At 61.6% G+C, this 24,218-nt stretch carries 22 protein-coding genes and 2 pseudogenes; 15 read left to right on the top strand and 9 right to left on the bottom strand.

The features are described 5' to 3' along the window. Window positions 1-4: 4 nt before the first annotated feature. The 7 genes from F758_RS0111790 to F758_RS0111820 all read left to right on the top strand — a co-directional run bounded on the left by F758_RS0111790 (window position 5) and on the right by F758_RS0111820 (window position 7,495). Window positions 5-694 carry a cyclase family protein gene (locus tag F758_RS0111790; protein WP_024508050.1) on the top strand — a complete coding sequence of 230 codons (690 nt, stop codon included), beginning with the start codon at window positions 5-7 and terminating at the stop codon, window positions 692-694. Between the two features lie 124 nt (window positions 695-818). Continuing rightward, a complete protein-coding gene (locus tag F758_RS0111795; RefSeq protein ID WP_024508051.1) occupies window positions 819-1,907 on the top strand; it encodes an amidohydrolase family protein in 1,089 nt (362 codons plus the stop codon). A gap of 32 nt (window positions 1,908-1,939) precedes the next feature. After that, window positions 1,940-2,716 carry a cyclase family protein gene (locus F758_RS0111800; RefSeq protein ID WP_024508052.1) on the top strand — a complete coding sequence of 259 codons (777 nt, stop codon included), beginning with the start codon at window positions 1,940-1,942 and terminating at the stop codon, window positions 2,714-2,716. A gap of 213 nt (window positions 2,717-2,929) precedes the next feature. After that, window positions 2,930-4,111, top strand: a complete 1,182-nt coding sequence (locus tag F758_RS0111805; RefSeq protein ID WP_245286473.1) for an ABC transporter substrate-binding protein — start codon at window positions 2,930-2,932, stop codon at window positions 4,109-4,111. A 98-nt stretch (window positions 4,112-4,209) separates the two neighbouring features. After that, window positions 4,210-5,085 (top strand): branched-chain amino acid ABC transporter permease, encoded by an 876-nt coding sequence (locus F758_RS0111810; RefSeq protein WP_024508054.1) that lies wholly within the window; start codon window positions 4,210-4,212, stop codon window positions 5,083-5,085. Window positions 5,086-5,087: 2 nt separating this feature from the next. Further along, window positions 5,088-6,014 (top strand): branched-chain amino acid ABC transporter permease, encoded by a 927-nt coding sequence (locus F758_RS0111815; protein ID WP_024508055.1) that lies wholly within the window; start codon window positions 5,088-5,090, stop codon window positions 6,012-6,014. Further along, a complete protein-coding gene (locus tag F758_RS0111820; RefSeq protein ID WP_024508056.1) occupies window positions 6,014-7,495 on the top strand; it encodes an ATP-binding cassette domain-containing protein in 1,482 nt (493 codons plus the stop codon). The genes F758_RS0111815 and F758_RS0111820 overlap by 1 nt, the downstream gene beginning before the upstream one ends. 238 nt (window positions 7,496-7,733) lie before the next feature. Here the strand turns inward: F758_RS0111820 and F758_RS0111825 are convergent, their stop codons facing one another. The 3 genes from F758_RS0111825 to F758_RS0111835 all read right to left on the bottom strand — a co-directional run bounded on the left by F758_RS0111825 (window position 7,734) and on the right by F758_RS0111835 (window position 9,659). Continuing rightward, the gene (locus F758_RS0111825; protein ID WP_024508057.1) at window positions 7,734-8,465 is read right to left on the bottom strand and encodes a Crp/Fnr family transcriptional regulator; all 732 of its coding nucleotides are present in this window, start codon (window positions 8,463-8,465) and stop codon (window positions 7,734-7,736) included. A 244-nt stretch (window positions 8,466-8,709) separates the two neighbouring features. After that, the gene (locus F758_RS50790; RefSeq protein ID WP_198026476.1) at window positions 8,710-8,853 is read right to left on the bottom strand and encodes a hypothetical protein; all 144 of its coding nucleotides are present in this window, start codon (window positions 8,851-8,853) and stop codon (window positions 8,710-8,712) included. Between the two features lie 92 nt (window positions 8,854-8,945). Then, window positions 8,946-9,659 (bottom strand): helix-turn-helix domain-containing protein, encoded by a 714-nt coding sequence (locus F758_RS0111835; RefSeq protein WP_024508058.1) that lies wholly within the window; start codon window positions 9,657-9,659, stop codon window positions 8,946-8,948. A 153-nt stretch (window positions 9,660-9,812) separates the two neighbouring features. On the opposite strand from F758_RS0111835, the pseudogene F758_RS51740 reads away from it, so the two are divergent. The 3 genes and pseudogenes from F758_RS51740 to F758_RS0111850 all read left to right on the top strand — a co-directional run. Further along, window positions 9,813-10,013 (top strand): annotated as a pseudogene (locus F758_RS51740) (c-type cytochrome); the annotation flags it as partial. Between the two features lie 376 nt (window positions 10,014-10,389). Beyond that, window positions 10,390-10,656, top strand: a complete 267-nt coding sequence (locus F758_RS0111845) for a hypothetical protein (RefSeq protein ID WP_024508060.1) — start codon at window positions 10,390-10,392, stop codon at window positions 10,654-10,656. A gap of 140 nt (window positions 10,657-10,796) precedes the next feature. Continuing rightward, window positions 10,797-11,069 (top strand): hypothetical protein, encoded by a 273-nt coding sequence (locus tag F758_RS0111850; protein ID WP_157449970.1) that lies wholly within the window; start codon window positions 10,797-10,799, stop codon window positions 11,067-11,069. A gap of 366 nt (window positions 11,070-11,435) precedes the next feature. On the opposite strand, the gene F758_RS0111855 is transcribed toward F758_RS0111850, so the two are convergent. Genes F758_RS0111855 through F758_RS0111865 form a run of 3 tightly spaced genes read right to left on the bottom strand, consistent with a single transcriptional unit; the run spans window position 11,436 to window position 14,458 of the window. Further along, on the bottom strand, window positions 11,436-12,536 hold the full coding sequence (locus F758_RS0111855) for an ABC-type transport auxiliary lipoprotein family protein (RefSeq protein ID WP_024508062.1): 1,101 nt from the start codon (window positions 12,534-12,536) through the stop codon (window positions 11,436-11,438). A gap of 2 nt (window positions 12,537-12,538) precedes the next feature. Continuing rightward, window positions 12,539-13,318 (bottom strand): ABC transporter ATP-binding protein, encoded by a 780-nt coding sequence (locus tag F758_RS0111860; RefSeq protein WP_024508063.1) that lies wholly within the window; start codon window positions 13,316-13,318, stop codon window positions 12,539-12,541. 3 nt (window positions 13,319-13,321) lie between these two features. After that, a complete protein-coding gene (locus tag F758_RS0111865) occupies window positions 13,322-14,458 on the bottom strand; it encodes an MlaE family ABC transporter permease (RefSeq protein WP_024508064.1) in 1,137 nt (378 codons plus the stop codon). 244 nt (window positions 14,459-14,702) lie between these two features. Here F758_RS0111865 and F758_RS0111870 point away from each other — a divergent pair, with 244 nt between their 5' ends. Further along, on the top strand, window positions 14,703-14,978 hold the full coding sequence (locus F758_RS0111870; protein ID WP_024508065.1) for a hypothetical protein: 276 nt from the start codon (window positions 14,703-14,705) through the stop codon (window positions 14,976-14,978). Window position 14,979: 1 nt separating this feature from the next. Further along, window positions 14,980-15,414 (top strand): annotated as a pseudogene (locus F758_RS51745) (phage holin family protein); the annotation flags it as partial. A 110-nt stretch (window positions 15,415-15,524) separates the two neighbouring features. Here F758_RS51745 and F758_RS0111880 read toward each other — a convergent pair. Then, window positions 15,525-18,218 carry a bifunctional acetate--CoA ligase family protein/GNAT family N-acetyltransferase gene (locus F758_RS0111880; protein WP_024508067.1) on the bottom strand — a complete coding sequence of 898 codons (2,694 nt, stop codon included), beginning with the start codon at window positions 18,216-18,218 and terminating at the stop codon, window positions 15,525-15,527. Window positions 18,219-18,402: 184 nt separating this feature from the next. Here F758_RS0111880 and F758_RS0111885 point away from each other — a divergent pair, with 184 nt between their 5' ends. Beyond that, on the top strand, window positions 18,403-19,386 hold the full coding sequence (locus F758_RS0111885; protein ID WP_024508068.1) for a zinc-dependent alcohol dehydrogenase family protein: 984 nt from the start codon (window positions 18,403-18,405) through the stop codon (window positions 19,384-19,386). A 16-nt stretch (window positions 19,387-19,402) separates the two neighbouring features. Beyond that, window positions 19,403-20,950, top strand: coding sequence for a bifunctional aminoglycoside phosphotransferase/ATP-binding protein (locus tag F758_RS0111890; protein WP_024508069.1), 1,548 nt, complete (start codon window positions 19,403-19,405; stop codon window positions 20,948-20,950). Between the two features lie 36 nt (window positions 20,951-20,986). Here the strand turns inward: F758_RS0111890 and F758_RS0111895 are convergent, their stop codons facing one another. Next, window positions 20,987-22,663 (bottom strand): alpha/beta fold hydrolase, encoded by a 1,677-nt coding sequence (locus F758_RS0111895; RefSeq protein WP_024508070.1) that lies wholly within the window; start codon window positions 22,661-22,663, stop codon window positions 20,987-20,989. A gap of 237 nt (window positions 22,664-22,900) precedes the next feature. Further along, window positions 22,901-23,260, bottom strand: coding sequence for a hypothetical protein (locus tag F758_RS0111900; RefSeq protein ID WP_024508071.1), 360 nt, complete (start codon window positions 23,258-23,260; stop codon window positions 22,901-22,903). 171 nt (window positions 23,261-23,431) lie between these two features. On the opposite strand from F758_RS0111900, the gene F758_RS0111905 reads away from it, so the two are divergent. Then, window positions 23,432-24,160: a CBS domain-containing protein gene (locus tag F758_RS0111905; protein ID WP_024508072.1), complete on the top strand. Its 729-nt coding sequence runs from the start codon at window positions 23,432-23,434 to the stop codon at window positions 24,158-24,160. Window positions 24,161-24,218: the final 58 nt, after the last annotated feature.

A 24,218-nucleotide genomic window follows, 5' to 3' on the forward strand; every position in this document is an offset into this window, starting at 1 on the left:
CCGCATGAAGATCGTCGACCTCAGCCGCGAGCTCTATCATCGCGCACCGACCTATCCCGGCCATCCGCCCATCATCCATGGCGTCTGGAAGAACCACGACGATGCCTTTGTCGAGTCCGGCAATGTGTACGGGCTTGCGTCGATGTTCATCTCGATGCCGGACCATGCCGGCACGCATATCGATGCACCCAAGCATTTCGGAAAGCACGGTATCCCCATCAACGAATATCCGCTGGAGAAGTGCATCGTCCCCGGCATCTGCATCGATCTGCGCCATATCGCGCCGCGCGCCGAAATCACGCCGGCCGATCTGCAAGCCGCGGTGCAACAATCTGGCGCGTCAGTGCCGAGGGGCGGCACGGTTCTGCTCTGCACCGGCCATCATGCCCGCACCTTCCCGCGCAAGGAATATGCAACCGACAATTCCGGCGTGAACGTCGCCGCAACCGAATGGCTCGCGCGACAGGGCGTCGTGCATTTCGGCATCGATTCCATGCGACCGGGCCCGATGGGCGACGTAAACCTGATGGTTCACAAGGCCTGCCTCGACCTTGGCATCACCCACATCGAGAGCCTGTGCAATCTGGAGGCCCTGCTCGGCCAGGGGCCATTCACCTTCATCGGATTGCCGCTCAAGATGCGCGAGGGCACGGCCTCGCCGATCCGCGCAGTGGCTGTGTTCGACATGCCATAGTGCCGGCCGGCGAGTCGGTCTGACCGGATTGTGTACGGCATCCCCCTATTCTGCATCTTGCTGGGAAGGTCTGGCCTGTCCTAGGCTGGCTTCAAGAAGAACAACAGCGAGGGAGGAAGCCGTCATGACCACGCGTCGTGATTTTCTCAAGACTGGCGCGGCCGCAGGCGTCGTTTTCTGTAGCTGCGGGCTTCTGCAGAGAGCCCACGCCCAACCCGCACGTCAGATGCTGCCGGTTACGGTCGGCGGCAAGCGCATCAAGACGATCGACGTTCACGCCCACTGCCATTTCCATGAAGCCGGCGCATTGCTCGGCGCCGATGGTCCCAAATTGCAGGTGCCGCCGGTCAACGGCGCGGAGGAAGCATTCATCGAGGTCGACAAGCGAATCGCCGCGATGGATGCACAGGCCGTCGATCTCGAAGTGCTCTCTATCAATCCCTTCTGGTATGATCGCGATCGCGACCTTGCCGCGCAAATCGTCAAGATCCAGAACGAGAAGCTGGCCGAGCTGTGCGCGTCGAAGCCGGATCGGTTCGCCGCTTTTGCTTCGCTCACGCTGCAGGCGCCCAATCTCGCCGTGCAGGAGCTCGAGACGGCGGTGAAGAAGCAGGGGTTGAAAGGCGCAGCCATCGGCGACGTCGTCAACGGCGTCGAATTTTCCGATCCGAAATTCCATCCCGTCTGGGCCAAGGCCGAAGAGCTGGGCGTGCCCCTGTTCATTCATCCGCAGGGCTTACCGGAATTGAGCAAGCGCCTTGCCGGCAACGGCTGGCTCTCCAACACCATCGCCAATCCACTGGGCACGACCCTGGCCCTGTCGCATCTGATCTACGAAGGCACGTTCGATCGCTTCCCCGCGCTGAAGGTGATCGCGGCCCATGGCGGTGGCTATCTGCCCTCTTACGCCGACCGTTCCGACCACGCCTGCCTGGTTGGGCCCAAGGGCTGCAATCCGGAGATCAAACTGAAGAAGCAGCCGACGGAGTATCTCAAGCAGATCTATTTCGATTCGCTGATCTTCTCGCCCGAAGCGATCCGGCATCTGGTGGCACAGGTCGGCGCGAGCCAGGTCGTGCTCGGCAGCGATTACCCCTATCCCTGGCAGTTGCATCCCGTGGATCACATTTTCGCCTGTAACTCGCTGAGCGATGACGAAAAGGCTGATATTCTTGGGCGCACCGCCGCAAAACTGTTCAATTTCGCCGCCTAGACTGTTTGCGAAACCAGAGTGGAGGACGCGCGATGGCGCGAAAGCTGATCGACATCTCCGTGCCATTGCAGAACGACGTACCGGCCGACCCGCCGGGCAATCATCCGACCATCCAGTACATCGATCACCAGCAGGGGCTGCCGCGCATGCTGCAGTTCTTCGCAGGGTTGAAGGCGGAGGACTTGCCCGACGGTCAGGGTTGGGCGGTCGAACAGGTGAATCTCTCGACCCACAACGGCACGCATCTCGATGCGCCCTGGCACTTCCACCCCACCATGAATCGGGGCGAACGGTCATGGACCATCGACGAAGTGCCGCTCGAATGGTGCCTGCAGCCGGGCGTGAAGCTCGACTTCCGCCACCTGCCGGATGGCTACGTCGTAACCGCGAAGGACGTCGAGGACGAGCTCAAGCGCATCGGCCACACGCTCGCCCCGCTCGAGATCGTGGTGGTCAACACCAGCGCCGGCGCCAAATTCGGCCGGCCCGACTACGTCAATTCCGGCTGCGGCATGGGCTATGAAGCGACGATGTATCTGCTTGAGCGCGGCGTGCGCCTCACCGGCACCGACGGCTGGAGCTGGGACGCGCCTTTTGTCTACACGGCGAAGAAATACGCCGAAACCAAAGATGCCAGCCTGATTTGGGAAGGTCACAAGGCGGGCCGACATATCGGGTATTGCCATCTGGAGAAGCTGCACAACCTAGAGCTTCTGCCGTCCACCGGATTCACCGTCTCGTGTTTCCCGGTGAAGATCGAGCGCGCCTCCGCGGGCTGGACGCGGGCGGTCGCGATCGTCGAGGCCTGATCTTTCAGCTATGCTTGCGACTTTAGTTCCGGCCTGTTAGGGCGGGATGAGGCGCAGTTTTGCTTGATGAGATCGGCTGCGCCGTTACAATAGTTCCAACATACGAAAAGAAATAACAAGTGGAGCGAAACACATATGAAAAAGATACCCCAATCGCCTGTTTTTTGGTCATTGCACGGGCTCTTGGCAGCCACGGCTCTGGGCTTGGTCACAATGGCTTCCCCACAGGCGCGCGCCGCAGATTCGATCAAGATCGGTGTCATTGCCGAGGCCCAGGCCATCGCCGGCGCATCCATCCCCCAAGCCGCGCAGATGGCCGCCGACGAGATCAACGCCAAGGGCGGGGTCGACGGCCGCAAGATCGAAATCGTCACCTATGACAATCACTCCTCGTCGGCGGATTCGGTTCGTGCGTTCCAACGCGCGGTCAACGAGGACAAGGTCAACATCGTCATCGCCAGCTATATCAGCGAGGTCGTGCTGGCGCTGGAGCCATGGGCATCACGGCTGAAAACGCCCTTCATCACGCCGGGCGCGGCTTCCAATGAGATCAGCAAGAGCGTGCACGCCGACTACGAGAAGAACAAATATACCTTCCATGGCTATCTGACGTCGGCCGCATTGGCGCAATCGGTCTGCGACGCCGCCAAGGAGCTGCTCGTCGAACAGAAGCACATGTCGAGCGCGGTGATCATGAGCGAGGACGCCGCCTGGACCAAGCCGCTCGATGTCGGATACGAGGAATGCCTGCCCAAAGTGGGCTTGAAGGTGCTCGACCACATCCGCTTCTCGCCCGATACCACCGACTTCACCCCGATCTTCAATAAGATCGAGGCCGCCAAGCCCGACGTGATCATCACGGGCATCTCGCATGTCGGCGTGCAGCCGACGGTGCAGTGGAAGAATCAGCAGGTACCGATCCCGATGTTCGGGATCAGCTCGCAGGCAACCAATTCGACCTTCGGCAAGGACACCAACGAGGCAGCCAATGGAGTGATCTATCAGGGTGTCTCCGGCACCGGCGTGGCGGTCACACCGAAGTCGGTCCCCTTCGCCGAAGGCTTCAACAAGCGGTTCGGCAATTATCCATCCTATGCCGGCTACACTGCTTACGATGAGGTCTATTACATCGCCGATGCGGTGAAGCGTGCAGGCTCGACCGATGCCGACAAGCTGATCGACGCGCTGGAGAAGACGGATTGGGAAGGCACCATCGGACGGGTGCAGTTCTACGGCAAGGACGATCCGTTCACCCATTCGATCAAATACGGCAAGGGCCTGATCACGGGGCTGATGCTGCAGTGGCAGGATGGACAGCAAGTGGCCGTCTGGCCGAAGGAAGTGGCCAAGGCCCAATTGAAGTTCCCAAGCTTCATCAAGGTCACCTCGAAGTGACAGCGAAAGCGAGCGCGCTCCCGGGTTCAGCCCGGGAGCATCATCCTGTCTGCTATTTCGTGGAGCGAAGGTAGCGGCGTTGCCGCGGCCGAATTTAGATGCTTGCTTTACAGATCCTGATCGACGGCTTCGCCGTCAGTGCCTTGTATGCGCTGGGCGCGACGGGCTTCACCCTCATCTTCGGCGTTTCAGGCGTGCTCAATCTGTCGCACGGCGCCATCATGGTGCTGGCGGCGGTGGCGGCCTGGGCTGCCGCAAGCATGCTGCACACCGACACCTATACCGGCGCGCTGATCGGGGTCGCATTCGCCCTGATTGCTGCTTTTGCGACCTATTTCGCGGTGGTGCAGCCGATCCAGAAATCGAAGCGCATCCCCAACGAGGAGAAGGAGATCTTCGTCCTCACGGGAACGCTGCTCTGGGGGATCATGATCCAGGAGCTGATCGCGTATTTCTTCACCAACAATGCGAAGACGGTGCTCCCGATCGTGGAAGGCGTCGTCGACATTTTCGGCGTGCGCACGCCGAGAAATGAAATCTTCACCGCGATCGTCTGCTGGCTGGTAATCGGACTGTTGTGGTTCCTGGTGAACCGTACTCGCACCGGCAAAGCCGTGCTGGCCGCTTCGATGAACCCGCGTGGCGTGACCCTGCTCGGGCTTGAACTCAACAACATCTACCTGGTGGTCTGGGCGATCTACGGCGTGCTTGCCGGCATCGCCGGCGTCCTGCTCGGCATGTTCTTAGGCGTCAGCTCCTACAGCGTCGGCCCGCTCACGGCGAGCGCTTTCTCGATCGTGGTGCTGGGCGGGCTCGGCAGCGTGTCAGGCTCGCTGATCGCGGCCTTCGTGGTCGGCTACCTCGAAACCGTCACGGCCTATCTGATCTCGCCCGCCTACCGGACCATCCCGGCCCTGCTGCTCCTGGTCTTCGTCATGTATATCCGGCCGCAAGGCCTGCTGGGGAGGCGATGAGCATGACCGATTTCTTCAAATCGCGGCTGTTCCTGGTTTCGATCCTCGTGATCGCCATCGCAGCGACGTTGCCGCTCTACGTCTCCGGCTATGTGCTCGGCCTGCTCACGGTTGCCTATTATTTCGGCGTGTTCGCGATGGCCTGGGACCTTTTGTTCGGCTTCGCCGGCGAGGTCAATTTCGGGCCGACCTTCCTGATCGGGGTCGGCGCCTATACGGCCGGCATCCTCAACAATCAGTATGGATGGTCCGTTTATCTCTGCATCTTTCTCGGCGCGATGGCGGCCGTGATTGCCGGCTTCGTGCTGGCCCTTCCGGCGCTGCGCGTCCGCGGCCCCTATTTCGGCCTGACTACGCTCGTGGCCGTGCTGATGCTGCAGAATTTTGTCGTGGTGTTCGCCGAACTCACCGGGGGCGAGATCGGCCTCACCATTCCCGACGTCATCACTATCAGCGCGAACATCAACTACTGGATCGCACTCGGCTTCATGGCCATCAGCGGAGCTATCCTCTATGGCCTGTCGCAATCGCCGGTCGGCCTCGTGCTGCAGGCAAGCGGCCAGGATCCGGTCCAGGCCGGCGCGCTCGGTTTCAATATCGTCAAGCACAAGCTGTTCGCCTTTATCGTCAGCGCGTTCTTCTCGGGGCTGTCAGGCGCATTGCTGGTGTTCTATTTCGGCACCGCATCGGTCGGGACCGTGGTCGACGTCGCCGTCGGCGTCAACGTGATCGTCGCAGCCGTGCTGGGCGGCCGCCGCACCGTCTTGGGCGCGGCGCTCGGCGCGATCTTCCTGATCGTAGCAGGCGAATTCCTACGCCCGACTGGCGAGCTTGCGACCTTCATCGTCTCCTTCGTGGCGCTCCTGGTCGTGCTGTTCTTTCCCGGCGGCTTCCTCGGAGCTGCCCTCTCGCGCGAGGCCCGTTCGTGATGGATGCCCGCATCAACTCCCGCCCCACGCTTCAAGTCCGCGGTCTGGTCAAGCGCTTTGGCGGCCTCACCGCGGTGAAGAACCTCAGCCTCGACCTGCACGACGGCGAGATCCTCGGCCTGATCGGCCCCAACGGTTCGGGCAAGTCGACCGCCATGAAGTCCATCATGGGTATCGAGCGGCCGACTGCGGGCGAAGTCACTTTCGAGGGCGAAAACCTTGCGGGCCTGCCCGCACACAAGATCGCGCGCAAGGGTTTTGGCATGGTGTTTCAGCACTCGCGGCCACTGAACCGGCAGACCGTGCTGGAGAACATCATGGTCGCGCTGCTTCCCGACAGCCTCTTCATGCTGTTTCCCGACAAGGCGCTGACCGAACGCGCCAAATGGATCGCCGAGCGCGTCGGTCTCGGCCCGGTCGTCAATCGCAAACCGCCGACGTTGCCGTTCGCCGATCTGCGTCGGCTTGAGCTTGCGAAGGCGATCGCGCGAGACCCCAAAGTTGTGTTGGTGGATGAGCCCTTTGCCGGCCTGACCTTGGCGGAGGTTGGCACCTTCTCCGAGCTGATCCGCAGCTTCCGCGACGAGGGACGCGCCGTGCTTCTGGTCGACCATAACGTCAAGAGCGTGGCCGCGCTGGTCGATCGCGTGCTTGCGATGTATCTCGGCGAGGAAATCGTCACCGGGCGCGCCGACGAGGTGATGCGCAACGAGACGGTGCGACGCGTCTATCTCGGGGGCGCCCTTGAAACCCATGCTCGCCCGGAGACCAGCTTCAAGGACGCGGTGCCGGCGCTCGAGGTGAAGAACCTGGACGTGCGCTACGGCAAGGCGCAGGCGCTGGAGAACGTCTCCATTCACATTCACCACGGCGAATTCGTTTCGATCGTCGGCCTGAACGGAGCCGGCAAGACCACCCTGTTCAACGCCATCTCGGGCTTTCTGCCCTATAGCGGCGACATCGTGCGCGACGGCGAGAAGCTGCGCGGCATCAGTCCGGCGAAAATCGCGCGCTCCGGCATCGTGCAATGCCCGGAATCGCGCGAGCTGTTCGGCGAGATGACGGTGCGCGAGAATCTTGATCTCGGCGGCCAACATTTGTCCGAAGCCGAAAGGGAGCGGCAGCTCACCTGGCTGTTCGAGCTGTTTCCCATTCTCAAGGCGCGCCAAGACCAGCTAGCGCAGACCTTGTCCGGCGGCGAGCAACAAATGCTGGCGATCGGGCGCGCGCTGATGATGCAGCCGAAGATCCTCATTCTCGACGAGCCGACGCTGGGGCTTGCGCCCGTCATTCTCGAGCAATTGTCCAAGGCGTTGGAAAAGCTTCGGCAGACCACGTCCATCACGGTGCTGCTGGGCGAGCAGAACGTAACTTTCGCGCTCCCCCACGCCGACCGTGTCTATGTGCTCGAGCACGCGCGCATCGTCTGGGAGGGAGATCCCGGCCGCTTTGCCGCGGAAGCCGGTGAGGGTTATCTCTAGCGGATGAGGCCGCCGAGGCGGCTTTTGAGCATTCGCCGATCAAGTTGCAGAACCGGACGGCGCCTTTACGCCCGTCATTGCGAAGGAGCGAAACCGACGAAGCAACCCAGACTGCATCCGCGGAGAGAGCCTGGATTGCTTCGCGGAGCCTGTCATCGGGCCGCGCTTTGCGCGGACCCGTTGGCTCGCAGCAATGACGACAGAGGTTGGCGCCCCTTCGCCCAGTTCGGCGACTGCTCTACTCGTCGCCGCCTGCGCCTGCTTCAGCAAGATCGCGCAACGCGGACGCATCCAGCACGATGATCGCACCGTGCTCGAGCCGAACCCAGTTGCGCGCGGACCAAGCCCGCAGCTGCTTGTTGATGCTCTCGCGCGTCATGCCGACCATCTCGCTGATTTCCTGTTGCGTAATGGCGATGGTATGGCTCCCGGGATCCGGCTTGCGCTTTTCGATCAGGCCCAGGAGCGCGCTGGCGAGCCGTCCCGGCAGATCCTTGAGTATGACCTGCTCGACCTGCTCGCTGGTCCGGCGCAGACGCGCACATAACAGCTCGATGAATTTCATCGCGAGCGTCGGCTGGCTGCGCACGAAAGGTAGGAAATCGCGGCGATCGATGACGTAGACCTCGCAATTGGTATTGGCAATGGCGTCCGCGCTGCGAGGCTGGCCGGACAGCACCCCCATATCGCCAAAGACTTCGGCGGGGCCGATCAGATTGAGGAGCGCGTTGCGGCCTTCCGGCGAGGAGGTGCTGATCTTCACCGTGCCGCTGATCACCGCATAGAGGCAGTTGCCGGGGTCACCCTCGGAAAATATCGTCGCGCCTCGCTTGAACACGGTGTGTTTGGCATAGCGGCAGAGCTGGTCGAGCGCATCGGGCTCGAGATCGCGGAAGATCGGATGCTCGCGCAGAACCGATAATTTGCTGCTCGAGTGGCGGCGAGCATCTCCTGCCTTTTCCTGGGGCACGCCGGACTCCTGGAGGAACTGCTGGGCACGCAATCCCTTCCCTAGTCAAGGAGCGCGTCATTTTCAACCGTAAAGCGCCCGGCGGCGGCGCAGAACACGCCGAATTCAAGGGCTGTCAACGCACGAAGGTCACAATCTCCCCGTGCTCTTCTACGGCCATACAACGTCAGCGTATACGCTCCCACGGGAGAAGGCCGCTCCAATCACCCGCATGTTCGGGCCTTTCAAGCGAGCTGGCCTGCGCCTAGAAGCTGCGTCGCTTTGGTGCCGGCGACTGCCGCGCCTGAGCCGGTCGGGTGCGACGATCGGCCCAGGCGAGCACGATCGCAAATCCAACAAAGACGACTGTGACGGCAACACTCACGACCAATGCATCAAACGGCATCATGATCTCCCCTTAAGAACCTGAAGAAATATTGCCCGTGGAGAGCGATGGTCGTTGATGCGGATCAAGCCGCGGGGCCCGACCGGCAGGATTCGCTACGCGGCCGTCAGCGCCTCCGCGCGGGCCGGATCCAAAAGGCGGATGCCGCCTTGAATGATCTCGATCACGCCGTCACGCTCCAGCTTGGTGAAGGTCCGGCTGACCGTTTCGATCGTGAGGCCGAGGTAGTCCGCGATATCTTGGCGGCTCATCGGCAACGACAGGGTCGCGGAAGGCTCGGCCTGCCGCGCCAGTCGGTCGCGCCAGTTGATCAGGAAGGTCGCAACCTTCTCCTCGGCCGAGCGACGGCCGAGCAGCACCATGTGGTCGCGCGCCTGGCTCAATTCGCGGACGGCCAACTCATTGATGCGGTGCAGTAAATGGGGCCTGTCCTCGGCAAAGCGAAGAAAGGCGGCTTTCGCGAACCGGCAGACTTCGACGGATCCGATCGCATCGGCCGAGAAGTTGTTGCGCCCCGAGGTGCTCATTCCCAAGAAATCGCCTGGCAGGGAAAATCCAACAATCTGCCGGCGACCATCGGGCAAAAGCTTGTAGAGACGCATGACGCCGGCAAGCAGGCTGTAAAACGACGTGGTGAGCTCCTCTTCGGCGAACACCGTTTCACAGGCCGCGAACTGGACGTGGCGGCCGAAATGTACGAACTCCTGCATCTCCGCCGTGTCGAGCGCGGCGCAGACACTGAACTGGCGTACGGCGCAATCGGCACAGGTTTGCCCAGTGGGCTCGATTGCGGCCAGAAAAGCCTTCATCCATAACTCCGAGCTGTCGGGCGGCGCTATGCGCGTCCGCCGATTCCGTCCGTCGGTACATCTTAGTCGAATGCCCAATTGGCGATTGATACAGATCAAATCCGGCGATCGGTTCCCCGGCCAATCTGCCGGCAAGTCAATGAGATCGTGTGCTGCCATGCAATCGGCCGTACCGGCGGCAGCCCGTTTGAACCGGCACCGCCGTTCCGCACCCTGCACCTGCGCTATGGTGTGCAAACGCTGGGCGAAGCCTTGGCCTAGGGCATCAAAACCGGACATCCGGCAATGTCGGAATTCGTGCTCAGTCCCGACCAGGTCCACGACCTGCTGTCGCATCTGAAAACGCTGGAATAACACCGCAAACTGTTAGTGAAGCTGACGCGATTTGCTTCGTCGCTTGCGGACCACCTTACCGCTATAAGGCACTGGAATTGAACAACGGCAAGCACTGGTGTCGGCCGGAGAAGCTCAGAGGAGCCGAATACGCGCACCAGCATCCATCATCTCGAAAAAATGTCCGTCGTCACCGTTCTGCGACGTGCGGGTGTGACGCCGAATCTGCGGTTTGCGCCCAATAGCTGGCTTTGTCGCGTCGTCGGACTTTGTGCCCACAGCAGAACTGGCGCTCGGCAATTACCCTGCGGCGCAGCGACGGAACAGCGATCCCAGTTTGAGACGCGCCGGAACGAAAACGAGCCATCAGGTTTGTCCAGCAAATTGGAGGACGCTTATGACTACTCGCACCGTAGAAGGTGCCTGTGCTTTTGCTTGGCGCACATACCTGCTGCTCCATCAAGGAGTCGATGAAACTGATGATCGTCGTTCCGCTCTTTACCGATACATCACCAGTCTTTCTGATGCCGGAGAGCATGACTTCAATGTCTTGCAAGTGGCGGCGGTGGAGTATCTGAGGAAATTGGACGAACTGAATGAGCTGAAGAAATTGGACGAACTGAATGAGGATGAGAAAGCGCGGCTCGCTGCCGCCGAGCCGTAAGCCGCCTATTCGAGCTCGCCCACTGATTAAGCCCTAATCTCTTCCTGGGCCGGTTCTTCCAAGGAGTGGCAGGGCAAATGGCCGAGAGCCAGGAAGATTGTACGCGTTACGCCTGCTGGCAACCGACTGGAGGAGAGCTTATGCGAACATCAATCTTCGTGATGATTGTCATTGCCGGAAGCGCGATTGCCTTCCAAGCAACGGCGCAACAACAGGCCGCACCTAGTGAACAAACTAAGGAGCAGATGCACAGTGATGTAGACAAGGGGCACAAGACAAGCGAGCCCAACGAGCAGATGCAGCGTGAGGCAGACAAAGGGGTTAAGACCCGCAACTCTGGAGAGTCCGGATACGTGGCCGATCAAGACAAGCCGGGCGCTTCTGCCCATCCTCCGGCCCGACCCGAAAAGTGACCAGACCACGGGCTCGACAAGGCAGTCTGGGAGCGCAAAAGCTTACGACAAGCCCCGTAGCGTTCAAACCGGCTGACAATTGTGAACGATTCAATCGCGGGACTTCCGTGTGGAACCGCCGCCAGGCACGGTCCGGGATAGGCCGGCCGCGCCTCGGACAGCGAAGGCTAGCGTTGAGGTTTTGAAAAGTCGCGTCGAATTGAACTGCTACTTGGCGGGAGGGCAATTTTGGACCTCCTAAGGCCTATGGGTCCGGCCGAATGTCCGGTTGCCACAAAAACGGGGCGCGCTGACGGGACTGGACGATCTTGTCCGACCAGACTGAAATTCGCGCCAAAGTACAGACCGCCGCCAAATCGCTCGGCGCTACAGCGCGTGCGCGGTCCACTCGATCACATCGTTTGCGATCCGCCCGAAGGCATCGTTGAAGGCAGAAACCGCCGCCGCCGGCTCGATCTGACCCAGCCTTTGGCTCTGCTCGAACAGGCGCGAGGCGATTACCTTGCCGCTCTTGTCCATGAGCCTCGCCGACAACGCGATCTCCGCCGCGGGCCCCTCATCCGTCGCGATCCGAAACCGCCTGAGATCGATCAGGAGCTGGAAGTCCATCTGCCCGACGTCGGCGCCGCGCAACGGCGCATGCGCGATATCGTAGTTTTCGAAACTATCGATCAATCTTGCCTGCAGCAGTTTGGGGATACTGTCGGCCCAGAGGAAATCGGCGAAACCAGGATAGTCCTTCGGTGGGAAAAACAGCATGCGTTGCGTCTCAAGCATGGCCACGGCGGTTGGCTCGGGGATCGCCAGCTGGGCCCTGAGCGCCTTTGCCGGAACTCGGAAATCTTGTGGTGCGCGGAGGTCGTAAGTGATCTTCTGGGCGGGGTTGCCGCCGCCCGTCATCTTTTCCAGCCCTGCGACGATGCCATCGAGCTTTCCGGTGTTGCGCGCCAAGCCTTCCGAGAAGACCTTGAAATTCGCGATTGTGTCCTTCAGCGGCTCGGCGTTCTCTGACAGCACCGCATCGACCTTACGCAGCGCATCCCGTGCCGCCTGAGTCATGCTCTGGCCGGCGCCGGGCTCGGCGACCAATGTCAGCATTTGGCTCGGCGGCGGCAGCGAGCCCCCCTCCAGCGCGATGATGGGAATACCCGTGAGGCCCTGGAACTCGAGCCCGACCTTGGTATCGGGCCGGACCGGCGTCCCGGTGGCCACCGCGATTGTCGCGTTGACGCGTCGCGGATGGTCCGGCGAAAGCGCAAGCTCGGCCACCTCGCCGACGCGGATGCCGTTGAACAGAACCGCGGCGCCCACCAAAAGCCCGGGCACCGAGCCCTCAAATTGCACATGATAGGTCGTCCGCGGCCCCAGCCCGCCGGTATTGTTCAGCCAATAGACGAAGCCGAAGACAGCGATGATCGCCGCGAGGACGAAGGCGCCGATCAGGACGAAAGGAGCGCGGGTTTCCATAGTCAGCTCGCTCGAGGTTGCAGCATCTGGGAGCGCTTGCCGTGGAAATAAGCCCGCACCCAGGGATGCTCGGATTGAAGCAGTTCGCGCATAGGCCCGATCGCAACGATCTTACCGTCGGCCAGCGCCGCCACGCGATCGCAGACCGTGTTCAGGCTCGCAAGGTCATGGGTCACCATGAACACCGTCAGCCCAAGCGTCTTCTGCAATGTCTTGATCAGCGCGTCGAAATCGCCCGCTGAGATCGGGTCGAGGCCGGATGTCGGCTCATCGAGAAACACGATCGCGGGATCGAGCGCGAGCGCGCGTGCCAGCGCGACGCGCTTGGTCATGCCCCCCGACAGCTCAGAAGGAAATTTGTCGCCATCTTCCGGCGCGAGCCCGACCATTTCGAGCTTTGCGGTGGCGATCTCGTTCATCAATGCCTGCGACATCACCAGGTTTTCACGCAGCGGAAACTGAATGTTCTGCCGCACTGTGAGCGACGAGAACAGCGCACCTTGCTGGAACAGAATTCCCCATTGGCCGGCTACGTTCTGCGTAGCGCGATCCGGCGCATCTCCGATTGGCTTGCCCATGACCTCGATTTCGCCGCCCCACCGCGGAATCAGCCCGATGATCGTTCGCATCAGCACCGACTTGCCGCCGCCCGATGCGCCGACCAGGCCGAGAATCTCCCCTCTGCGCACATCAAGCGACAAATGGTCGATCACCACCTGGCGGCCGAAACCGACCACCAGGTCGCGGACGCGGATCGCGAAAGGCTCTGCTGCCCGCTGCATTGATTACATTCCAATCGATGCGAAGAAGATCGCGAAGAAGCCGTCCAACACGATCACCAGGAAAATCGATTTCACCACCGAGGTCGTGGTTTGGCGGCCGAGCGATTCGGCGCTGCCCTGCACGCGCAAGCCTTCGCTGCACGCGACAATCCCGATCACCAGCGCCATGAAGGGCGCCTTGAGAATGCCGACCTTGAAGGAGGTGACGGACAGGGCCTCATGCAGGCGCGCGATATAGATCGCCGGCGACATGTCGCCGTAGAGCTGCGCCACCAAACCGCCGCCGTAGAGCGCGGCCATCGAGCCGATGAAGGTCAGAATAGGCAGCGCGCACACCAGCGCGGCGACGCGGGGCAGAACCAACACGGCGATCGGATCGAGCCCCATTGTCGACAAAGCGTCGATCTCCTCGCGCATTTTCATCGAGCCGAGCTCGGCCGTATAGGAGCTCCCCGAGCGGCCGGCCACCATGATCGCGACGATCAGAACGCCGAGCTCGCGCAGCACCAGAATGCCGACCATATCGACCGTATAGGACTCGGCGCCGAATTTGCGGAAGTGAAAAAATCCCTGTTGCGCGATGATCGCGCCGATCAGAAAGGTGATCAGCACCATGATCGGGATTGCCTGCCATCCGACGCGGTAGAGCTGATAGACCAGGGATGTGAAGCGCAGCGTTCGCGGCCTGCGCATCACGCCGATAAGGGACATGAATAATGCCCCCAGCATCTCCATGAAAACGGCGATGTCCGCGCGCACCCCTACGCTGGCGCGGCCGAGATCACCCAGTTTCGCCAAGGCCGGATTAGGCGCAGGGGTGGGCGCCGGGTTGTGACGGTTGACCTGACGAACCTCTTCCATCAGGCTGGAATAATTGTCGGCAATACCGATGATTTCGGACGAATGCCCGGCGGAAGCGGCGCGCCGAGACAGCTTTTCCAGAAGCCAAGCCCCAAGCGTATCCAGTTCGTCCACCCCGGCCATGTTCACGCGCGCGGTCTCCGAGCGATCGAGTTCGGGTACAACCGCCCCGGTGAGATCCTCCAGGCGCGCGACATTCGTCGCAATCCAGGCCCCCTCCGGGCGCAGCTCAAGCAAATTGCCTGACGGCGTAGCTGTCAAAACGGGTTCGGATGCCAAGGCTTGACCTTCCTTCAGTGCGGCCGTCGCGTTCGCGCAATTGCGAAGCCACCACAGCTACTAAGCCTTCGCGCGGCGGCGCAATTGACTTGGCTCAAAATGGCTTGGCTCAGATCGCTTGGCCCAAATGACTTAACTCAGATGATTGGGTCCCATCTTCCGCAACAGGCGACGCTGTTGAGGCAACTCAAGAGCACCGCAGCACGCTCCTTTAGGATTTCTCTGGGTAAGGCGAGGTCGAGCAATGTTTGAACAGAGCGCGTTGCGGGACGAATTGCAGTCGTTGAAGGCCGATTTGTCGCGCCTCTTGAATGCCGCGAGCGAGGACATTCTGAACAGCTCAAAATCCCGCGCCGAGGCTCTCGCCGGCCAGGTCAAGACGGCGCTGAGCGATCTAGGCGAGGTGTTGGGCCAGGAGGAAGACCAGCTCGAGAAGCTGCTAGCCGATCGTCCGGTCAGCTCGCTCGCCTCGGCCTTCACCCTCGGCGTGGTCGTCGGCCTGCTGTTGAGGAGACACTAGCGTGAATAGCGAGAAAATTGTCAAACAGTTTCGCGCGCTTTGGCGGACGGACAGGATCATTGCCGATATCAGGCTGCGCCACCTGCTTGTCGGTCTCGGCTTGCGCGCGTTTGCCGCTCTCGTCGCGGCGTTCGGATTGGCGATGTTGGAGCTCGCCGCCTATTTCGCGCTGGTGCAGGCCTTGAATGCCATTTACGCCGCCGTCATCCTGGGCGCTGTCAATTTCGCCATTGCGGCGGTCCTGTTTGCGATGGCAGGCAAGCCTCCGGCGGGACGCGAATTGGAGCTTGCGACCGAAATTCACGCGAGCTCGCTGGAGGCGCTGCAGCTTGAGGCGCGCACGTTGCAGGCGGAAATTTCCAGCATGGTTCATCATCCGTTGAACGGGATTCTGCCGTCGCTGATTGTCCCCTTGATCACGACTATCGTGAGAAGCCGTGGCGGACCCGCTTGGGGTCGACGATACGGACCTCCACGCCCTTTTCACGCAGCGCCTTGGCCCATTCGCGCTCATAGCCGCCGCTCTAGATCGCTGAGCCGGGTGAGTTACAGCGTCAGCCGCACCTTGCAGAGATCAGCCTCGCCGGGATCCGACTTCACCTCGAAGCCGAGATCCCTGCACATGTCGAGCATCACGGCGTTCTCCCGCAGCACATCGCCCGAGATCGTCTTGAGCCCTTCGGATCTCGCATATTCGATGATGAGCTGCATGAGCGCCCAGCCCAATCCCTTGCCCTTGAGATCCGAACGCAGCAGGATCGCGTATTCGCCGCTCTCATAGATCGAATCGGAGTGGATGCGCACCACGCCGATCAGGTCGTTGCTCGCCTCGTCGAAGGCGACGAAGGCCATCGCGCGTGCGTAGTCGAGTTGGGTCAAACGGGCAATGAACTGATGCGTGAATTCCTTCATGGGCGCGAAAAAACGCAGACGCAGATCGTTCGGCGTGATGTTTCGCAGCAGCTCGTGGATCAGCGGCTCGTCGTCGGGGCGGATCGGCCGCACAAAGACCCGCCAGCTATCCCTGATCTGAATGTGCCGCTCCCATCGCGACGGATAGGGCCGCACCGCAAAATTGGCCGGACCTGCGCCACTGAACTTCGGCGCCACGCGCCCGACGGCAACGCGCGCGTCGACTGCCATGACTCCGTGCTCGTCCGCCAACAGCGGATTGATGTCGAGCTCGCGGATCTCAGGAATATCGGCGGCCATCTGCGAAAGCTTGACCAGCGCCATCGCCACCGCATCGTGCTTAACCGCGGGCACGTCGCGATAGGCGCGCAATAATCGTGAGACGCGGGTCTGCTCGATCAGGTCGCGCGCCAATTGCAGATCGAGCGGCGGCAGCGCCAGGGCCTTGTCATTGATGATCTCGGCAGCGGTGCCGCCGCGACCGAATACGATGACGGTGCCGAAAGTCGGATCGTCGGTGAAGCCGAGGATCAGCTCCCGCGCTTTGGCTCGAACCACCATCGCCTGAACGATGATACCGGAGATCCGCGCTTCCGGGCGAAGGGCTTTCGCGCGCGCCATGACATCGACGGCCGCGGCGCGCACCGCGTCGGGACTGGTGAGGTTGAGCACGACGCCGCCGACATCGGATTTGTGAACGATGTCGCGTGAGTTGATCTTCAAAACGACGGTTGCGCCACGTGCAAACAGCTCCGAGGCGTAACCGACCGCCTGATCCGGGTCGGCGGCGGCAAAGGTCGGCACCATCGCGATGTCGTAGGCTTCGAGCAGCCGCTTGATCTCGAGCGGATCCAGCCATTGCCGGCCCTCGGCGAGCGCCGCATCGACAATCCGTCTCGCTGCCTCGACATCGGGCGCGAAGGTGGTCGGCATGGCGGGCGGCACCTGCATCAGTGCGTCGACGACCTCACGATGGCGCAGCAGATGCATGAAACCGCGCACCGCATCATCTTCGGTCGGATAATTGGGAATCCCGGCGCTGCTCAGCGTGTCGATGATGTCAGGTTGCGCGCCGACCCACACCGCAAGGATCGGCTTGGCCCAGCGTTTCTGCTGCTTTCGGTAGTCACTCACCAGTCTGGTGATCGTGGCAGCGCTCTCCTCGCTCGACGCCAGCGCGCTCTGGACATTCATGACCAGCACGGCATCATTGCCGGGGTCGGCGAGCAGCAGTTCGAGAGCAGCCGCGTAACGTGCGGCCTCGGCATCCCCGATGATATCGACCGGATTGCAGCCGGACCAGGTCCGCGGCAACACGGCATTGAGTTTTTCGAAAGTATGCGGCGCAATGGCTGCCGGAACACCGCCAAGCTCGACGAGCCGATCGATCGCAAGCACGCCGATGCCGCCGCCATTGGTCAGGACAGCCAGCCGCTTTCCTGGTGGCGATTCCAGGCGTCCCAGCGTCTCCGCGCAGTCAAACAATTCGCGAAGGTGCGGGACGCGCAGAATGCCGGCACGACGGAATGCAGCATCATAGACGGCGTCGGCGCCGGCGAGCGCTCCGGTGTGGGTCGCAGCCGCCCTGGCGCCCTGCCCCATCCGGCTGGACTTCACCACGACGACCGGCTTGATTCTTGCCGCGGCGCGAGCCGCCGACATGAATTTGCGGGCGTCCTTGATTGCCTCGATGTAAAGCAAAATCGCGCGGGTCTGGCCATCCATCGCGAACTGATCGAGCAGGTCGGCAATGTCGACGTCGAGCTGATCGCCGATCGAGACGATGCCCGAAAAGCCTACCCCGCGCTGGGCCGCCCAATCGACCATCCCGGCAGCTATCGCACCGGACTGCGAGATCAAGGCCAGCGAGCCCGCACAGGGCATATGCGCTGCAAAGCTTATATTCAGCCTTGCGCCCGGCATCATCACGCCCAGGCAATTCGGCCCGACCAGACGCATGCCATGTCGCTGGGCCGCGCGCTCCGCCAAATCCGCGAGCGAGCCTCGCCCGTTGCCAAGGCCGGCGGTTATGATCAGGGCGCCGGCGCTGCCGAGCTTTCCCGCCTGCTCGATGATTTCGGGAATCGCGCCCGGCGGGGCCGTAAGGACGACGAGTTCCGGCGCGAACGATAGCTGGTCGAGCCTGCGGACGGCGGAGATGCCATCAATTTCCGCGTAGCGATGATTTACCAGCCCAAATTGGCCGGCGAACTTTGCCTTTAAAATATTCCCGAGAATAGCCCGCCCAGTCGAGTTCCGGCGTGGGCTCGCGCCTACCAGCGCGACCGAGCGGGGCGACAGCAGCTCCTTCAAGCGGTAGGTCGACATCAGTGGTATCGGTGGGTTTGTACCAGCTTAACATATTATCGCTTCCAACGCGCAGGACCTTGGGTGCGCCCCTAAATATGCAACCCTCTTGCGTCAGCGGCTTTGACAGAAGTCAAGAAAGCCGATCCGAGCCGGTATACTGCTTTCTCTGACCCGGACGGCCTTTGGCGAGGAGAGTTCAGGGATGCGCGCGATGGTGCTGCCCGGACCGAGGTCCGACCTTCAATTGCAACAGCGGGCCGATCCGCAACCAGGCGAGGGAGAAATCCGCGTGGCGGTGAGTGCATGCGGGGTCTGCCGAACCGATCTCCATGTCGTCGATGGAGAGCTTCCCGACATCAAATATCCCATCATTCCCGGCCATGAGATCGTTGGCCGCGTCGATCTGGTCGGCCCTGCTGTCACGACTCACCGTGTTGGCGATCGAATAGGCATACCTTGGCTCGGACACACCTGCGGCGTTTGCCGGTTCTGCAAAGAAGGCATGGAAAACCTCTGCGACCGTCCGCTCTTCACCGGTTACACCCGGGACGGCGGCTTTGCGAGCCACACCATCGCCGATGCGAGCTACGCCTTCCCGCTGGGCGAAGACGGCGATGATGCTTCGATTGCCCCTCTGCTCTGCGCCGGGCTGATCGGATGGCGCTCGCTGGTGATCGCGGGACACGCCGAGCGGCTGGGCATTTATGGCTTCGGTGCGGCAGGCCACATCATTTGCCAAATTGCCGTTTGGCAGGGCCGCTCGGTTTACGCATTCACGCGACAAGGTGACCTGGCTGCGCAGGAATTCGCTCGCCAGCTCGGCGCGGTGTGGGCCGGCGGATCGGATACGAGGCCCGAGCAACCGCTCGACGCCGCGATCATCTACGCCCCGGCCGGTGAACTCGTTCCGGCGGCGCTGCGAGCTGTGCGCAAGAGCGGTCGCGTGGTCTGCGCCGGAATTCACATGAGCGATATACCCAGCTTTCCTTACGCTATCCTTTGGGAAGAACGGCAGTTGGTATCGGTGGCCAATCTGACGCGCCAGGATGGATTGGATTTCCTGAAGATCGCACCGCAAGCCGGGGTCAAAACCCAGACGACCGCTTTCCCCCTCGAGCAGGCCAACGAGGTTCTGACGAAATTTCGAACAGGACAGATCCTGGGCGCGGCCGTACTCAGGCCTTAACCGTGGCAGGTGAGGTATGATGGTTTCAGCGACGAACGACTCTCATCTGCAGCAGCGCGTTTTTGCTTTTCTGACCGATCCTGCCGCTCACCCGCATGTGCAGCGGATCGATACGCACGCCGCGTCGGTTTTCCTCGAAGGCAATCGCGCGCTCAAGATCAAACGGGCCGTCCGCTTTCCGTTTCTGGACTATTCCACGCTCGAAAAACGAAAGGCCGCCTGCGACGAGGAGCTGAAGGTCAACCGGCAGTTTGCACCACAGATCTACCGCCGCGTCGTGCCAATCACCCAAACGCCGGATGGATCGCTGAGCATCGACGGAAACGGTACGCCAGTCGAGTACGCCGTCGAAATGACACGGTTCGACGAACGCCGGACAATTGATCATCTTGCACGAGCCGGCGCGCTCAACCGCGATCTCGTCGATGCGGTTGCCGACGCCATTGCGGCCTCCCATCTGACCGCCCGCCACGTAGCCGCGGATTCCTGGCTGCAATCGATTCCAAAAATCATTGAAGACAATACGGCCGCACTGCGAACGGCGTCGCTATTCTCCGCTGGCGATGTCGAGCAGCTTGGCAAGGCCTCGCAGGCGGCATTCTCACGCCTGCGCGACTTGCTGCAGCAACGCGGCAAAGCGGGATTTGTCAGGCGCTGTCACGGCGATCTGCATTTGGCGAACATCGTCGTGATCGCAGGGAAACCGGTTCTTTTTGATGCGATTGAATTTGATGAAAAGATCGCCTCGACTGACGTGCTTTACGATATGGCATTCCCGCTAATGGACCTGCTTCGTTATGGCAGGCGGGAAGCCGCAAATGCGCTTCTCAACCGTTATCTCGCGGTCACGCCCGCCGGGAACCTCGACGCGCTGTCGTCGCTTTCCCTTCTGATGTCGATGCGCGCCGCCATTCGCGCGCATGTGCTCGCAGTGCGGATCGATCCGGCCAAGCCTGGCAAGGCAGCGGCCATCACGGAGGACGCCCGCGCGTATTTTGATCTGGCGAAACGATTGATCGATCCGTCGCCGCCGACGCTGATCGCCGTCGGCGGATTGTCCGGAACCGGCAAATCGGTCCTGGCGCGAGCGCTTGCGCCCGGCATTCTTCCGGAGCCCGGCTCTGTGGTCTTGCGCAGCGACGTGCTACGCAAGCAGCTCTTCGGTAGAGGCGAGAAGGAAGCACTGCCCGGCAGCGCCTATCGCGCCGAAGTCAGCCGCGACGTTTACGACATTCTCGCCGAGCGCGCCGGTCGCGTCATTTCCCAAGGCCATTCCGCGATCGCGGACGCGGTGTTTGCCCGCGAGGCCGAGCGGACCGCCATCGCCGATGTCGCCCGCAGCTCCAACGTTCGCTTCATCGGCATCTTTTTGGTGGCCGATCTTCAGACCCGCCAGGCAAGAGTTTCGCAGCGTGACGCCGATGCCTCGGATGCGACGGCGGAGGTCGCCCGGCTTCAGGAGCAATATGAGCTCGGCAATATCGACTGGACGATCATCGATGCCTCGGGGACACCTGAGGCGACCGCTAGGGCATGCCGCGCTCGTATTGCCGCATCGAAATAATCCAGCCTCACGCCCTCGCTCGATTCTGCTGTCCTATTATAGATGCACGTAGTCGCCCGGGGCATCCGGCAGACCCTGGCTGCTGGCGACGCCGACGTGTGGCGGTTCGCACAAGCCGCCTGATCGTGCGGAGAGCCATGCGCTCCACTCCGGCCACCAGGACCCCTCATGTCGCGGCGCGAGCTTCAGCCATTCATCCGGACCGACATAGGGAGCGTCCGCCCCTTTGGTCATGACCTGGTAAGTATGCCCCGGCTCTGCGGGCGGCGCGACGATGCCGGCGTTGTGACCGCCGCTGGTCAAGAGAAAGGTGACATCCGCGTCCACCTGGTAATGGATCTTGTAAACCGATTTCCAGGGCGCGACGTGGTCCCTGACGGTGCCGACCACGAACATTGGGGCATGAATATCCGAAAGCGCGATAGACTTGCCATTCACCAGATAACGGCCTTCGGCCAGATCGTTCCGCAGGAACAGCTTGCGCAGATATTCGGAGTGCATGCGGTAGGGCAGACGGGTGGCATCGGCGTTCCAGGCCATCAGATCGCTCGGCGGTGCACGCTCGCCCATCAAATAGTCGCGCGCGACCCGCGACCAGATCAGGTCGTTGGAACGCAGCAACTGGAAGGCACCGGCCATCTGCGTGGTCTCGAGAAAGCCACGCTGCCACATCATGTCCTCCAGAAACGTCACCTGGCTCTCATTGATGAATAACGTCAGCTCGCCGGCTTCGGTGAAGTCGGTCTGCGCAGCAAGCAGCGTAATCGACTTCAGCCGGGTATCGCCGTCGCGAGCCATCGCTGCGCCGGCGATCGACAGCAACGTTCCGCCGAGACAATATCCCAGCGCGTGGATTCGCCGCCCGGGAACGATCAAGTTAATCATTGCAAGCGCGGCTTCGATCCCGAGCACGCGATAATCATCGAACGCGATGTCGCGATCTTTCTCCGTCGGGTTTCGCCAGGAAATCATGAAAACGGTAAAGCCCTCGTCGGTCAGATATTTCACCAGCGAATTATGGGGCGACAGGTTGAGGATGTAGTACTTCATGATCCACGCCGGGACGATCAGGACCGGTTCGGGGCGCACTTGTTCAGTTGTCGGATAGTATTGGATCAGTTCGATCAGGTGGTTGCGAAAAACAACTTTGCCCCGCGCAGTTGCGACGGTTTTGCCGACGACGAACTGCTGATCTTCGGTCGAGCGCTTCCCCGGTGACAGCAGCCGCACCAGATCTGCGTACCAATTCTGGACACCGAAGACGAAGTTCTCGCCACCGCTCTGGAATGCCTTCTGCAGCACTTCAGGATTGGTCGCGGCGAAGTTGGACGGCGCCAGCGTATCCAGGATTTGTCGAAGCGAAAACTCCACCACCGCTTCGTTGGCGGGTGCGACTCCCCGTGTCCCGGTGGTGGCGTTGTGCCACCATCGCTCGCTCAGCAGGAACGCCTGCGCGAGGAGATTGAATGGTGGGTTCTCCCATTCCGGCTGTGCGAAGCGTCGATCCTGCGGCTGCGGCTTGATCAATGACCACGGGGCCTGATCCGGCGCGGTGACGCGAAGCCCCGCCCCGAGCAGACGCCCGGCGCCCCGTACGGCCTCTTGAACGATTTCCATTTGCCGTTGCGGGGCCGTCGCCAAATTCCAGGCCCAATCCATGTAAGCGAGCGACAGCGCAGCAGGCGAGATGCCCCCGGTCAGTCGCGCCAGCATCGCATGGAAAGCACGATCGGCCACGTGGTGTTCGGATGCGGAAATCGGGTTCGGCGCTGGCGAAGCTCCGGCTTTGCCAGGCAGGTGGAGGTTTTGCCCTTCGCTTCTCTTATGAGCAGGACAGGGCAGCAATGGTGTTTGCGCCTTCTCGATGCTGGTCGATATCTGCTGCACAGGAAGCTCCTGCTTTGAGAAAGGCCGTGAAGCCCCAGGCCTCCGAGAGGAGGTGGACTCTCTTTAGGCTGTTCCGACCAGCTTCGATGCCGCTTCGACCATCCGCTGGCCGTGCTTGACGAGCCGGCCGCAGTCGCGTCGAATGAAATCGATCTGATGTTGGCCGCATTCCCGGCACATCGTCTGAATGTTGCTGACTGAATGGGCTCCCGCGATCTTCGACAGGAGTTCGGCAAACAAGTGCGTCTCCGTTCGCGCCCGGTCGAACCACTCCTCCGTGGCGAAGATCGCCTCCTCGACCAGGATCCGCTGGGCGCCGAACAGGACATTCAGGAACCGCGTGTTCGCCTGGCCGACTGGCCCTGCCTTCTCGACAACCGGTAGGTCGGCCGTCGCGACACGCGCTTCGGACACCTCAGCCATGATAACCTCCTGTCAATTCCATTCGGCAAACACCATATGGCATCGCACAAGGCCCATGTTGAGCTACATCAAGCCGCAGCGGCCGGCCGAACTTGACCTCGATCAAATGACGCTGGCACCGCCGGAATATCGTTCTGACATCAGAGCAATCTTGAACTCGCGGAGTCCCCCATGCGCGCTCACCAGATCATGACCAAGCCCGTCATCACAGTCGCTCCTGATGCGACCATCATCGATGCTGCCAACCTCATGCTGCAAAAGCATGTCAGCGGCCTTCCTGTGGTAGACGCCGGCGGCAAGCTCGTCGGGATCGTGTCAGAGGGCGATTTCATCCGCCGCAGCGAAATCGGTACGCAGCGCAAGCGCGGCCGCTGGCTGCGTTTCATTCTGGGACCGGGCACATCGGCTTCCGATTTCGTTCAGGAGCACGGCCGCAAGGTCTCGGAGGTGATGACCAAGACGCCTCTGACCATTACCGAAGACGCGGCCCTGGCCGAGATCGTCGAGCTGATGGAGAGAAACAATGTCAAGCGGCTGCCCGTCGTGCGCAACGACAAACTGGTGGGCATCGTGTCTCGTGCCAATCTGCTGCAGGCCGTCGCGAGCCTCGCCCGCGAAGTCCCCGACCCGACGGCGGACGACGATCACATCCGCGATCGCATCATCGCCACGATGGAAAAGTACGATTGGTGTCCGTTTGGCCTCAGCGTGATCGTCAAAGACGGTATCGTTCACCTCAGCGGCGTCATTACCGAGGAACGGGCGCGCGAGGCGTCTATCATCGCGGCGGAGAATATCGAGGGCGTGAAGAAGGTGCACGACCATCTGTGTTGGGTCGACACCATGTCCGGCATGTATCTGAACTCGCCGGAGGACGAGGACCTGGCGAAGGCGAGCTGAGCGATCAGAGCAAACCGACCTGAGCGAAGCGAGGCTCGCGCGCCCGGCGTTCGGCGTC

The sequence above is a fragment of the Bradyrhizobium sp. ARR65 genome, assembly GCF_000472385.1.
Taxonomy (GTDB): Bacteria; Pseudomonadota; Alphaproteobacteria; order Rhizobiales; family Xanthobacteraceae; genus Bradyrhizobium.

Coding starts and splice junctions, on each gene's coding strand:
- F758_RS0111790 (WP_024508050.1), top strand. CDS start 5: ATGAAGATCGTCGACCTCAGCCGCGAGCTCTATCATCGCGCACCGACC.
- F758_RS0111795 (WP_024508051.1), top strand. CDS start 819: ATGACCACGCGTCGTGATTTTCTCAAGACTGGCGCGGCCGCAGGCGTC.
- F758_RS0111800 (WP_024508052.1), top strand. CDS start 1,940: ATGGCGCGAAAGCTGATCGACATCTCCGTGCCATTGCAGAACGACGTA.
- F758_RS0111805 (WP_245286473.1), top strand. CDS start 2,930: ATGGCTTCCCCACAGGCGCGCGCCGCAGATTCGATCAAGATCGGTGTC.
- F758_RS0111810 (WP_024508054.1), top strand. CDS start 4,210: ATGCTTGCTTTACAGATCCTGATCGACGGCTTCGCCGTCAGTGCCTTG.
- F758_RS0111815 (WP_024508055.1), top strand. CDS start 5,088: ATGACCGATTTCTTCAAATCGCGGCTGTTCCTGGTTTCGATCCTCGTG.
- F758_RS0111820 (WP_024508056.1), top strand. CDS start 6,014: ATGGATGCCCGCATCAACTCCCGCCCCACGCTTCAAGTCCGCGGTCTG.
- F758_RS50790 (WP_198026476.1), bottom strand. CDS start 8,853: ATGATGCCGTTTGATGCATTGGTCGTGAGTGTTGCCGTCACAGTCGTC.
- F758_RS0111835 (WP_024508058.1), bottom strand. CDS start 9,659: ATGAAGGCTTTTCTGGCCGCAATCGAGCCCACTGGGCAAACCTGTGCC.
- F758_RS0111845 (WP_024508060.1), top strand. CDS start 10,390: ATGACTACTCGCACCGTAGAAGGTGCCTGTGCTTTTGCTTGGCGCACA.
- F758_RS0111850 (WP_157449970.1), top strand. CDS start 10,797: ATGCGAACATCAATCTTCGTGATGATTGTCATTGCCGGAAGCGCGATT.
- F758_RS0111855 (WP_024508062.1), bottom strand. CDS start 12,536: ATGGAAACCCGCGCTCCTTTCGTCCTGATCGGCGCCTTCGTCCTCGCG.
- F758_RS0111860 (WP_024508063.1), bottom strand. CDS start 13,318: ATGCAGCGGGCAGCAGAGCCTTTCGCGATCCGCGTCCGCGACCTGGTG.
- F758_RS0111870 (WP_024508065.1), top strand. CDS start 14,703: ATGTTTGAACAGAGCGCGTTGCGGGACGAATTGCAGTCGTTGAAGGCC.
- F758_RS0111880 (WP_024508067.1), bottom strand. CDS start 18,218: ATGTCGACCTACCGCTTGAAGGAGCTGCTGTCGCCCCGCTCGGTCGCG.
- F758_RS0111885 (WP_024508068.1), top strand. CDS start 18,403: ATGCGCGCGATGGTGCTGCCCGGACCGAGGTCCGACCTTCAATTGCAA.
- F758_RS0111890 (WP_024508069.1), top strand. CDS start 19,403: ATGATGGTTTCAGCGACGAACGACTCTCATCTGCAGCAGCGCGTTTTT.
- F758_RS0111895 (WP_024508070.1), bottom strand. CDS start 22,663: ATGCTGGCGCGACTGACCGGGGGCATCTCGCCTGCTGCGCTGTCGCTC.
- F758_RS0111900 (WP_024508071.1), bottom strand. CDS start 23,260: ATGGCTGAGGTGTCCGAAGCGCGTGTCGCGACGGCCGACCTACCGGTT.
- F758_RS0111905 (WP_024508072.1), top strand. CDS start 23,432: ATGCGCGCTCACCAGATCATGACCAAGCCCGTCATCACAGTCGCTCCT.